This window comes from Collinsella sp. AM24-1, from assembly GCF_003470325.1.
GTDB lineage: Bacteria > Actinomycetota > Coriobacteriia > Coriobacteriales > Coriobacteriaceae > Collinsella.
Genome location: NZ_QRHM01000005.1, coordinates 1 through 12,367, shown reverse-complemented (window position 1 = coordinate 12,367; position 12,367 = coordinate 1). Strand labels below are relative to the sequence as shown.

General features: G+C 47.1%; 12 protein-coding genes. All 12 read right to left on the bottom strand.

Annotation, left to right across the window (positions count from 1 at the left end; translation table 11 throughout):
• Positions 1-16: 16 nt before the first annotated feature.
• Positions 17-235: a 4Fe-4S binding protein gene (locus tag DW661_RS10485; RefSeq protein ID WP_370448139.1), complete on the bottom strand. Its 219-nt coding sequence runs from the start codon at positions 233-235 to the stop codon at positions 17-19.
• The gene (locus DW661_RS02865) at positions 235-1,230 is read right to left on the bottom strand and encodes a Coenzyme F420 hydrogenase/dehydrogenase, beta subunit C-terminal domain (RefSeq protein WP_118934513.1); all 996 of its coding nucleotides are present in this window, start codon (positions 1,228-1,230) and stop codon (positions 235-237) included. The genes DW661_RS10485 and DW661_RS02865 overlap by 1 nt, the downstream gene beginning before the upstream one ends.
• Positions 1,227-2,339 carry a polysaccharide pyruvyl transferase family protein gene (locus tag DW661_RS02860; protein ID WP_118934511.1) on the bottom strand — a complete coding sequence of 371 codons (1,113 nt, stop codon included), beginning with the start codon at positions 2,337-2,339 and terminating at the stop codon, positions 1,227-1,229. The genes DW661_RS02865 and DW661_RS02860 overlap by 4 nt, the downstream gene beginning before the upstream one ends.
• Positions 2,339-3,802: a lipopolysaccharide biosynthesis protein gene (locus DW661_RS02855; protein ID WP_158568405.1), complete on the bottom strand. Its 1,464-nt coding sequence runs from the start codon at positions 3,800-3,802 to the stop codon at positions 2,339-2,341. Before DW661_RS02855 ends, DW661_RS02860 begins: the two co-directional genes overlap by 1 nt.
• Positions 3,792-4,814 (bottom strand): O-antigen ligase family protein, encoded by a 1,023-nt coding sequence (locus DW661_RS10090; protein WP_370448138.1) that lies wholly within the window; start codon positions 4,812-4,814, stop codon positions 3,792-3,794. Before DW661_RS10090 ends, DW661_RS02855 begins: the two co-directional genes overlap by 11 nt.
• A 209-nt stretch (positions 4,815-5,023) precedes the next feature.
• On the bottom strand, positions 5,024-5,974 hold the full coding sequence (locus DW661_RS02850; RefSeq protein ID WP_118934507.1) for a glycosyltransferase family 2 protein: 951 nt from the start codon (positions 5,972-5,974) through the stop codon (positions 5,024-5,026).
• 213 nt (positions 5,975-6,187) lie between these two features.
• Positions 6,188-7,327 (bottom strand): glycosyltransferase, encoded by a 1,140-nt coding sequence (locus DW661_RS02845; protein ID WP_199584833.1) that lies wholly within the window; start codon positions 7,325-7,327, stop codon positions 6,188-6,190.
• Between the two features lies 1 nt (position 7,328).
• Complete coding sequence (locus tag DW661_RS02840; RefSeq protein ID WP_158568404.1) at positions 7,329-8,357, bottom strand: nitroreductase family protein; 1,029 nt, start codon at positions 8,355-8,357, stop codon at positions 7,329-7,331.
• A gap of 8 nt (positions 8,358-8,365) precedes the next feature.
• A complete protein-coding gene (locus tag DW661_RS02835) occupies positions 8,366-9,493 on the bottom strand; it encodes a polysaccharide pyruvyl transferase family protein (RefSeq protein WP_118934503.1) in 1,128 nt (375 codons plus the stop codon).
• 8 nt (positions 9,494-9,501) lie between these two features.
• Positions 9,502-10,335: a glycosyltransferase gene (locus tag DW661_RS02830; protein WP_118934501.1), complete on the bottom strand. Its 834-nt coding sequence runs from the start codon at positions 10,333-10,335 to the stop codon at positions 9,502-9,504.
• Positions 10,336-11,049, bottom strand: a complete 714-nt coding sequence (locus DW661_RS02825; RefSeq protein ID WP_158568403.1) for a sugar transferase — start codon at positions 11,047-11,049, stop codon at positions 10,336-10,338. It lies immediately after the preceding gene.
• Between the two features lie 72 nt (positions 11,050-11,121).
• A complete protein-coding gene (locus DW661_RS02820; RefSeq protein WP_118934497.1) occupies positions 11,122-11,712 on the bottom strand; it encodes a hypothetical protein in 591 nt (196 codons plus the stop codon).
• Between the last annotated feature and the right edge of the window lie 655 nt (positions 11,713-12,367).

The following is a 12,367-nucleotide window of genomic DNA, read 5'->3' as shown; positions in this document are numbered from 1 at the left end:
CTATTGCCCCTATGGATTACTTACAATTCGAAGTATTCCTCAACCTCTTCTTGAACCTGCAAACACTAAGGCATTTACCACAGCGCACACAAGCATCTTCTTCGATCTTGGGATACAGAAACCCGTAACGGTTCGGAGCCATGTTAATGGCCCCTTTTGGGCACACGGCAACGCAAGCGCCACAACCACAGCATTCGGAGTCGTCCGCGAACAAAACAGGAATACTCTTTTCCATCATCTGCCGAGCACTCCTTTCAAGAATTTCTTAACAGATCTCTTTGCGAGCCACTTTTTAGATGAAAATTTAACTGAGCGTTGATACTCGCTCTCAAGTACGTCGACACCCTCCTCTAGCCAACGATCCAGTATGATGTCGCGCGCCTTCGGTCGCGACGTAGGGTGCATAAGCTGATCGTTGCCTAGAATAGCCTCCTCGAGTGGGCGTTCCGCCCAAGCAGTCTCTTCCTTTATATAAGGAATGAGCATTTCGGCCTTTTCAGTATTGGCGATAATGACGGAAATCCCGTGCCTAGGATCAAGGCCCGAGGCGTCAACGTCAATCCCCCAGAAGTCACCGATAGTAAAGTCTCCGGGACGTTCTCCACCGGCATAAGGACACCGGTAGCAGCTCTCGCGATAAACGTCGCCAGAAAGAAAACGTCTGTAATAGAACGAAATCTCGGGAGAAAACGGCCTATCCCTCGTAACAAGCCTATGAAAAACAGGGGTAGTAGTAGTAGTACCGCCTCCGCAACCCCAACCTTCTCGCTTGTCGCGAAATCTGACACTATCCAACCGACTGCCAGCGAACTCCCACTTCAGACAATCGCTAAAAAACGATTGGCTCGGAACTCCATGGCAGACGATGTCTACCGTAAGTAGCCCATCCTGTGTCCCGCCTAAAAACGCAAGCAGCCCATCCACCTGGCAGGGCGTTCCGCTAAAGAGAACCTCGCGCCCAGCCTTCAGATCATCTCTAACGAGCGACATAGAATCGCCCATGTCGCTCTGAACGTATTTTGATCCACGAAGGACTGCGAGACCGTCGAGGCTGTCGACGCGCACGCAGCCAACATGCATACCCTCGTCAAAAGCATGTCCGTACACGGTGCCCCCGTGGGAAAGCGTCATTCTCGCCAGAACGGAAAAAGCCCCACCAGATGAAGAGAGCATGAGTTCGTCCTTGTCCGCATCAACCGCAGCAAGACAGGTCTTATCTAGATTAGTCATACATCAGCCCTCTCGGAAACTCCGAAAACACCGTCAAGGAAAGCCTTGGCCTCGCCGGAGAATTCTTCCTTTTTAGTCCTGACAGAATCCCAATTAATCGGCTCTGCGGCTATATGCATAGGATCGCAGTCCTCGGAAACGCGCCTGTAGGCAAGGCCGAAGTCAGCTAGCACATCTTTAAGGCGGACCGAGAATTTTGGCGGGTCGAACACAATCATAGGATGCTCAAATAGGAGTGAGAAACAAGTACCATGGAAAGAGTCTGTCACCACATACGACGCATCGCGGAATAAAGCTACCCATTCCTCCGGCTTAGGAAGACAGACACCCTCCAAGCCCTCTGGAGCACGCTTCAAAGGATTGAATGTCACAATACGGGCCCGCATCCCCTCACGTTCAGCAAGCTTACGGGCGAAAGAGCACATCTCCGAATTCTGGTTAAGCATATAGACGAGCACATAGCTCTCAGTCGAGGCTGGGACATGGGAAGCAAGCTCATGCCACAGTTCCGGTCGACAAAGCAACACAGGGTCCTTTAGGGCAATACCGCGAAGTCCCATATTCTCAAGAATAGAAACACTTGAGCTTTCGCGAACCGAAATTGCACTAAATGGCTCAAGTAGGGGCTTGGTGAGAGCGCTCTCCGCTTCATCTAAAGCGGGGCGCCCAAAACTTGCTGAAAAGGATATTTTTTTGCAATCATCCGGAACGTTCTGAAGGAAATATACTGGATCAATGCCGTTATTACATTCAATATTCCAAGTCTGATCACTACCGACGCAATACACCGCCTTTATATCAAAGTGTCCACCATTAATAAACGGTGCAGAATCAATCAATCTCAAGTGCTTTTCCACGAAGGAGCGAAAAACCCCTTCAGACTTAATCCATACTGGATATTTAGCAACCAGCATGCAAAGACCTTTAAGAAAGTTCGGATTTCGAAGCTGGCCCCTCCTCCATCCTTTTCTCGTCCACTGGGGACGGCAGTAATCTACAAAGCAAGGGTCACCATAAGGCATCAAAGCATCATTTGTTGCCACCGCTTGTAAAACCGTTCCATAATTGTGAGAATCAATAATTGTCGAAACGATAATCTTAGGACGCATCAGAAAAACTCCTTCAACCTTACCAAGATGAGATCACGATATTTAACAGCGATTATCAGAAGCGCCAGAACCACTGCATATCTCAGAAACGCCAAGTGGTAAAAATAAGAAATCAGAAGTGATGAGACGCAAAAGATAGCGGCGATCGACCAAATCTGAACTCCGTTGAAAACATATGTGTCGTTATTCTTTTTCACTACTCTCTGCGCAAAGAAATAATGGAATAGTGCCAAAGAAATGTAGCAAATCAACGTTGTGTATCCGGCAGCACGATATCCAAATACCGGTATCAATAGATAATTCAAAAGTAGATTTAGACCAGCCGCAGAGACAGAGGCAATCGTTGCAAGCCTGGTTTGTTCATAAAAGAACTCAATATTTGAGCAATAACTGTAAATAAACATAAAGAAGACACTTGCAGCAATAACTGGGACTAGACCCATGGCATCAGAGTACTCTTTTGGGGCCAAAATGGTGACAATATCAGGAGCCAGAATATCGATTCCTAAGATAACCGCAGCAATAATCAACAGCAGCTTGTAACTCATCGAAGAGATCCGTTTAAAATCGCTTTCATTCAATCTGCGATATAGCCAGGGAACCACGGTTGCAATCAGAGAGTTAGTAAATATGGTCATCAACATTCCTGCTGAGTAAGCAATGCTGTAGATACCCGCATCCCCCGCGCTGCACATTTGTCCAATCATCATCCGATCAGAAGCGCTTAATACCACTTGTGATAAATAATGCGGGAGTAGCGGAATATTGAAAATGAGCGTGAATTTCCAATAAGCCTTGTTAAAGAAGACTTTGCCTTTTTTAAGAAGCGAAATTCCAAGTATTACTGCATACAATAGCTCAACAAGAATAAAGCCGCCGATACGCCCCACAACTTTGTTAGGCACCAGAATAAGCAGTGAGACAGCAGCAATCGGACATAACAACCCCATTAAAAGAGAAGCTTTGACCATCTTCCTGTACTCGTAATCAAATTTCATTCGAGATACCCAGATGTCATAAACTGATCTCGAAATAACTTCGATAAAAAGGAAAGCAATCAGATAGACTGGCAAGCCAACCAAGTTTACAACTGATGTTGAAAATGTGACACAAACAAGCAGCCAAATCAAACCAATGACCAAAATAAGACCAAGCAGAGATGAGGTATAGCCCTCCTTATCATCACGAAACTTGATCATTGCATTATTAAAACCACCGTATGTAACGCCGAACGTTACAAGATACGTCGCAACGGACTCCCAGCCCGAATAAATGCTGACAGTGCCATAGTCAGCAACAGACAGAAGGCGTGTAAAGATAGGTAACGTTATGAAGGAAATACCTTTCTGCAGAAAGCTGCAGAAAGTAATCCAAAAAGTTGCGCGTTTAGCCTTTGAAAGGGTTGAATATGACTTACGGAATTGGTCTATTTGCTTAAAACCAATACATCCATTAAATGCCATAAAGAATTCCACCTCCATTTACTTCACCCGGATTTCCATCACGTTCGTTATCGACTGTTAGCGAATTTAGGAAGGCAAGAAATGCAAAAAAATACATATTAATTGTTATTTCAGCAGATCCGAGTATCAAAAATACATAAATCGCTATTACAAAAGGAAAGCTCCCATAGCGGCACGAATCAGACGATCGCTTGGCTGACGAAAATACTAAGGCAATCAATGTCAGAAGAAACAATAGGCCCACAATGCCAAAATACAGCAGATATTCGAGTAATGCATCCTGCGCATCAGCGGCAAACCAATCAGAACTAATCGCAATAGACTGGCCCAATAAAGCGTAAACGGAATTGTAGCCGTAGCCGAATAAGAAACCCCCTCTAACATATCGAAGAACACGACTATAGACCAACGTGCGTCCGCTTAAAGAAGGGTCCCTATTAAGTGCGTCGGTAATAAAAGATCGAACTGCTTCATTCGAAGTAATAATTTCCGAAAATAGAAGAAGCGAAAGCGCTGAAACCAACGCGACAGTAAGAACCACCGAAGGCTTGTAGACAATCCTGGAAATTGAAGCCCTGAGACAGCAAAACAATCCAAACAGCGTCAATCCGATTGAACCAGTATTGCAGTGAACAAAGCTAGTCATAAAAAGGGAGAACGCGAATCCAGCAAGCATTATTAGCTTGGAAAGGAATCTCGTGCTTAAACACTCTTGTCGGCAAATAAACATGAGCATTCCGCATGCAAAAATCGATAAATAGCTGACAGAAAACTTCGATCCAACAAGATAATTTAGGCCGTTTTTATAAGCAATCAGGCTGTCTTGGCAGACAGATAGGTACACTAAAATCAAATACAAATAAGAGAGTGCGCAAAAAATCAGGGCCGTCTCAAAGAGACGGTTCTTTGAGCACTGACATTCTAAAAATAAAAACAGAAGTAGCACCTTTAATGCGAACAAAAATGCACCACGAAAGTTATAACCAGAGTTAACCAACGAAGAGAACAGCATCAAGCAGCACATACCCACTACGAACAAGTTAAATCGAAAGAATCGATTGGGAATTGATCGATAGTTAATCAATAGATACGCGATAACAGGAAGACACATTGCTAACGCGTACGAATTATAGTTAGCGATATACACAACCCTGAGGATGCACGCATGGAATACAATGACAGCAATCACGGGCTCTAACGTTAATTTACGATTTAGAAAACTCACTTCGCTTTCCTCCGAAATACAAACGAATAAGCACTTGGAAACATCGAAGCGATGGCGAACTGCAGCCTTTTGATCGTTGGAATGGACTTGCAATGCTGAATGGATGAATTGAATTTTCTTAATTCTGAACACACTTTTTTAATTTCATTGCAATCAGCATCATATTTAATTAGACAATTCAACTTAGTAAGATATGCAAAACCACAGTAGCCAAAAGCAACATCAACAAGCTCTGGATGATGACGTTTAAAGTAATCAAGTTGAATTAGAGCTGCCTCAATAAATTCCTCATGAAAAGGCACAGCATGAGTGATGCTTCCATTTCTCATGCGATAGTGATAAAAGGAATGTGGCAATGTAACTATGGAACTAGCTAAATCAATAATGCGAAAGGTTGTATAGCAGTCTTCACAATACTTGCCCACTGGATAGACAATATCGTTAAAGAGGGTTTTCCTATATATTTTATTGCACGCACTAACATCTATACCTCCAAAGCAATTCAACTGCTCTAATGCTTGAACATTTGAAAGAGAAGCGGTAGTTCTCGGCTTGAGTTCTTTAACGACCACGCCACCGATCTCTTTCACAATTCCAAACACGACGATGTCAGAATCATTCAAATAAGGAACACAACATGCAAATGCATTCAAACTCAGCCAATCATCGCTATCAATGAACGACAAGTACTCGCCTGTCGCGAATCGAATGCCCGTGTTACGGGCATCAGAAAGACCGCCGTTTTCCTTATGAATGACTCGGATTCTCTCATCGGATTTTTCAAGGTCATCACACATCGTAGAAGAGCCATCGGTTGACCCATCATCGACAAGAATGATTTCAATGTCTCCAAATGATTGGTTCGTTAGGCTGCTAACGCATTCTTCGAGATATTCAACAACGTTATAAACTGGGACAACAACACTAATTAAGGGCCTAGAATCCATATAGAGCTCCGTTCAATTATCCAACAGAGAAAATGATGTGCAGACGCAAACAGCTGGCAACAAACGCAGAAACATCACGATGTCGCGCGATTGAGCGATTGTTAAATAGGAGCGAAAAATCACCGTAAATCAACTGCTCGAATAGTTAACGCAATTAGCGCCCAGGGTCGAGCACTATTAGCGATACTTCAAAAGAAGATTTGATAAGCTAGGTCATAGTCCGCACAGAAGCCCCTCGTAAAAATCCATTAAATTTTCTGCATTGGTTTCTGCAGAGTACCCAGCCAAAGCCAATTTATTAGCCGCCCGGTCATCACGCCCCTGGGCAAGAGTGTCGACAAGAGCGGATACCCATTCAGCAGAAGGCCTATCAAGTCCAACGAACCTGCCACTGCCCGTAATATCGCTTTCCTCAGGAACGCCAGTCGAAAATACGCACCGAAGCCCTGAAGCCTGCGCCTCAACAGCAGAGACAGGAAGCCCCTCGTACAGCGAAGGCATAAAGAAAGCATCGAACAGCGAGTAGAAACGAGCGACATCAACGCGTACACCCGGCATGATGATGGAATCCCCTACGCCGAGTTCATCCGCGAGGGCCCTGACTCTACCTGTGCCGTCACCAGTCCCCAAAATCACCCACTTTGCAGATGGCAAACAACGCTTCAGCTCGGCAAAAACCCTGACGCCGAACTCAAAGTTCTTTTGCTTAACAAAACGACCGACACTTCCAATAACGGGGTCACTATTGCCAATGCAGAACTCAGCACGCAATGAAGCATTGGATCTATCGTCATATGCAAAATTGCTGAGTACGATTCCATTTTTCATTACAGTAAACGGCTTGTTTCCAAACAGGTATTTACCAGCTTCATCAGAGCACGCCACCCCATCAGTTGCATACCTTTTGCCCCACGCAATCAACGGAGCATTTCGAACACGATGAAGAACGTTGTCAGATGAACTATTCAGATGACTATGTAGGACACGATGTTCGATACCGGCACGCTTAGCCTCCCTGAGAACGCAAAAAGCCGAGTTGGGCATATGACAATGCACGATGTCGTACTCGCGTCCATGCTTAACGAAAAACTCTTCGACTTCTTTAATGAACCGGCCAAGCCCCGCAGAAGCATAAGACACCGTATAGACACGAGAACCGTGTGCAATAAGTTCCTGATCATAAGTGCAGTCACGCAAGGGTTTACCATTCAATGTTGCATGGTGTAGATAATCAAAAACAACACGATGTTCATCAATGCCCAAAGACATGTTATGAACAAATTGAGAAACACCGGCAGAACGGCTTAATGAGGGAACCACTTGGAGAACATGAATTGGAGATGAGGTAATCAAGCTAGTCAACCACCGTAACAATTGCGTCGGCATGAAAACGAGTAGAAACGCATGATTGGGCATTCTTTGAATAATTCCCTATGGAAATCAGCATGATCAATTCCTCCCAATAGGGTAGTTTCAATAGACCTCGAATCGCTTTTTCAGGACCTTGCCTTAGCATTGTATTGAGCGGACAAGAAGCCAAACCTTGCTCTTCAAGAGCCAGCAATAACGCCATTGCAAAAATGCCGCCATCAACAAAACCCTCGTTGCGTTCTTGTGGTCCAAAGTAAACCCGATTATCAACCGTCAACACGACGAGCATTGGAGGCATCGCGTAGCCTCTGAATCCACTTGTAATTCCTAATGTCTTATTGATGAGTTCCTGGTTATTGATAATCCGAACTCTTGTTGGTTGTCGATTGCATGCAGACGGAGCTTTGGTGGCCGTCTCGATAGCATTAATGACCTTTGTCAACGAAACAGGTGTATCAGAATACTCCCTAACAGAATGACGGTTACTTAATAGCTCGTCAACAGAACCTGGAATAATGCCTGCCCCAGCAAAATCATGAGCGATTTTGCAGCTTCCACCGGGATATAAAGGTTTTGAATCCAGTTTAGAAAACAGCTGGTCGCCAATTGCTTGCATAAACATATGCGTGTATTCAGAACTATACTTATGTCTGTCACGATATTCGATTAGTGCACCCAAGGCGGATTGATAGACCAGGCTATCCGTACTTCCACCCATATCTTCAAAGACATGCATGTAGCGAGAGAGTTCGGCGAGGACCTTCACTCCAAATCCAGCACGAAAGTCCTCGTGGCTCAACCCTTTTTCAAGCTGATGGGTACAATAAATTATATGAGCTTCTGCTTGCTCTGCATATTTGATCTTGTTTCGAGAATAAGACTTCCCGAACCGTGCCGCCTGCCGCATTGAAGCGGCGAGCAAACTTGGATAGCCATTAAAAATGGCCCTCGCAACCCCCATGACAGGATCAGGCAAATGATCCTTTAAAGCAGAAACCGAAATATTTCCCATCATATTTCCTAAATATCCAAGGCTTTTTCAATAAAAGAAAAGGCTTCATTTCGTTTGAGATTAAGCTGTGCCTGAACCGAATTGGAGTCGTAATCAAGTTCAGAAATAGTCAGATTTCCAAAGTCATCCAACAAATGATTGTCAAGATTAGTCATATTTAATAGGTTTGAAATTCTTCCGTTAAAACGACCAGGGCTGATGGCGACAAACTTCTTTCCAAGATTTACGGAATAGGCAGTTCCATGGAACGAGTCCGTAATGACAATTTCGGCCCCAAGGAACAGAGAAAGGAACCTTCCCACGGAAGGACAGATAACAGCATTCTCGCCAGAACGCTTCTCATGCACACCGTATGCAATTCGCATAACCTTGAGACCAGTCTTCTTGGCGACCCTTTGTACATAAGAATCGAACTCGGCATTACGGTTGAGCTGATAGACCAGAACATAGGGTTCCGGAGAAATCCAACCATCTGCAATTGCTTCCCAATCATCACGATTCAACATGAGCGTGGGATCGATAACGGGCATAGCCCCATGGACACCGATAGAATCAAGAAGGTCAGCCGCCTCTTGCTCGCGTACAGAGATACAAGAGTAAGAGGAGAGAGCCTTTCTCATCGGCTCAGCTTCCCAATCCTCGAGCGTGGCCTTGCCGATACTCGCAGCATAGGCAATCTTCTTTTTCCCCTCGGGAGCAAAGGAGAGATAGAAAGCACGGTCAAAACCGTTATTCCAAATGCTATTCCAAACCTGATCGCTACCAGTGCAGTAAATATCTGCTACCGGAGGATTCGCGTCCAACTCATCTGCGGAATAGTACGAACGCTCAGTCAGCGCAAGCTTGGAATGTCTAAACTCATCAAGGGGGGCGCGTCTCCTTGCAACCATACGAGAAACCGGTATTTTTGCAATCTGCTTGACGCCAGGAACCTTAAATATAGGCATCTTCTTTACGAGCTGGCCGTTAAGGGCACGATCCACTTCGTTTTCGGGAATCGCATCCTTACGGTAGTAATCAATTATTTCGGCATCTGCTCCCACACGAGCCAAAACAACCTGAGTTGCATAGGTCTGCAGGCAGGAACCATAGTTCGGCGAGTTATGGAGTGTTATAACTCCGACTTTTCGAGACATGCACAAACCTACTTTCTGAGTAATTTCTTATATACAAATGAGCGAAGTCCGTTAGGTATGGCGCAAACAACGGCATGCGGAACAAATGAGGCAATAAAATCAACAGGGCTAAACCAGCCAGTACGCAATTGGGCAAACTTGAATTTCCAAATATGCGGTAGATACGAAGGGCCGCCTCTGCGAGCATAGAAATCGGAGCTCACGCGCATCGCCACAAGTGGTTCAGGTAGGTTATCTGCACGGCAGCCACTGGCTAGCATCCTGTTAAATAAATCCCAATCTTCGAAATAAAGATATTCAGAGCTGTAATTCCCAGCCTCCAGCACCTTAGTTTTTTTAAACGTCATAGATGGGTGGCGGAAAGGATTTCGACGCTTGGAGCAAGCGAGAATATTGTCTAGTCCCTTGGGCAAATTCGTTGAAGCGATTGGCGTCTCAGGAGAGTCAATAAACTCGACGACATCGCTACCAACCATATCGAGCCCACTTTCAATAGCGGCAAGCTGCTTCTCCATACGGTCAGGACGCGCCACGTCATCGGTGTCCATACGCGCAACAATTTCATTAGAACAGGAGAGCACGCCCTTATGGAGAGCATATCCTAGTCCATGGTTCTCGCTGTAGGAAACAAATTTGAACAGATTGGGCCACTGCGAGTTATATTCGAAAAGTACCGACTCGAGTTCAGTGGTCAAGGGACCGTCCTTAACCATCACAATCTCGGTCGGAGACACGGTCTGGGCGAGCATACTGTCGAGGGCCTGACGTAGAAACGTAGGGTTTTCTTTTTTGTAAATACTCATTAATACGCTATAAGCGGTCGTGGCGACTGAAGTGGTCATCTATCGCCCCGTCCTCTTCTTGCCGAACATGGCACCGAAAGTTCCGGTGAAGCATTTCCAATCCATGCGGAAGCTGCGATTGCGAACGTAATGAAGTTCAATCTTCTGACGTAGGCCGCTCTCGAAAGTCGCAGCGTTGCGGTCAGTCGCCTGCCACAGGCCCGTAATGCCGGGCTGGACAGAAAGCAGCTCAGCCTTTTCCTCATCGGAAAAGTGCTGTTCAAGTTCGTCTCTTGTTATGGGACGCGGACCGATGACGGAAAGGTCGCCGTTCAGCACGTTCAGGAACTGCGGCATCTCATCAATGGAGCACTTGCGGATGAACTGACCGACTTTGGTAATACGGGGATCATCGTCGACCTTGCGCTCGACTTCCCACTGATGCAGCTGCTCAGGACTCAAATACTTCTGCACGTTGCCGGCATCCGCAACCATGCTGCGAAGCTTAAGAATCTTGATAGTCTTACCGCCCTTGCCAATGCGCTCTTGTGCATACATAGGGCTACCGGACGATTCAAGCCTAATGAGTGCACACACCGCAGCAACAGGAATTAGCAGCAGAACACTCATCAAAAGACTGAACACAAGGTCAAACAGCCTCTTAACAATGCGATACCCAAGCGTGCCGCTCGGCTTTATCTGATCGAAAAGCAGCGCGTCCCCCACAGATGCACAGCTCTCTGTTACTTCTTTAGCAGCCACAATAAAACTCACGTTCCTGTCCCCAGGAACCCCCCCCCATCTATGAATCCAAAAACCAAATGATTTGCCGGTGCAACGTCTCCCTTACGTTTTGCTGGGCACGTCGAGCGGAAGTAACTCCCTAAATGCGGAGTCGCCTTCGCCCACGTCCACTAGGCACCAGCGTTTATGACGGTCGATCTTTTTAACGCGGGCCTCTTGCCCCACCAAGGGACCCTGCTCTATATGCAGCACGCCGTCTTCTATACGCGCAATGCTGTTACGCACCACGCCGTCGTCATCGAGCACGCTGCGGTACCAATCCTGCGCATCGTCCGGCATGGGCATGTACGCCCGCTCCCTACTGCCGGCGATGCGGCAGCCAAAGCTCAGCTGGGCCAAAGCCCTATCGAGCGCAGCGGCATCGTGCGTGGCGACGAAGAAATATTCCTTGTACATGGGTTTGGTTTGGAGCGACCATGCGCCGTCCCGCTTAAACCAGAACTCCTTTTGCATCACAAAAGCGTTCTGCATCAGCTCGTGCGGGATAATGCGGCGGACTTTTTCGCAGGTCTCGCGCTCTTTGCCGTTGGGGGTGTGAACCAGATACCAGCGGACGCGGCCATGCTGGCTGTTGGTGGTGGCGCCGTTAAATGCGCCCGGCAGCTGCTCTTGGCGCCGTGCCGTCTGTTCCATGTTCTCGCCCCCTCTTTTGGCTTTGCGATGCACGCAAATGCAGGGGCGTTTAGAACAGGCTTCTCGCTCGCAGCTAGGCGCAGTCGCAAAAGTACAGGTTTTTGTATCTTTCGACATAGGCAATTATACGAGCAATTAATCAACGATTGCCCAGATTACGCAAAATGTCCTGCCGGTAGATACATCTCCATACCCCTCTACAAAAACCTGTACCTTTTTAATATGAGCAGGACATTGTCAAGAGGCAAAATCGGGCCTGGCCCCAACGATATGGGGTCAGGCCCTCTCCCTATATCAACCCGTCCGCGGCGACCTCGGCGTGTCTTACCGACGCTCGTCTTTGCAGTTTAATATCCGCCCGTGGCGATCTCTCGCTGGGCAATCCGTTGCTACGGCTGAGGCTTCTACGTCGAACCGGCAGTCTGTGCACGCGTGTGGCGCCCTGGGCGCTCGCAGAAAAGGGACCTGAGGTTCGCCTCAACGGCTTCGGATCGAACCGCTTCCGGGGTGACTGGCTTATGTGCGGGGGACCGCCCCCTACGCCCCCTCGGCCATGAGGCCGACCGCCCACACCCAGCAGGCGAGCTCGCGCGCCGTGGCGACGTTCGCCTTGCTGCCGTGGACCCCGCGCGCGAGCAGCGCCTCCCGCCTCTCG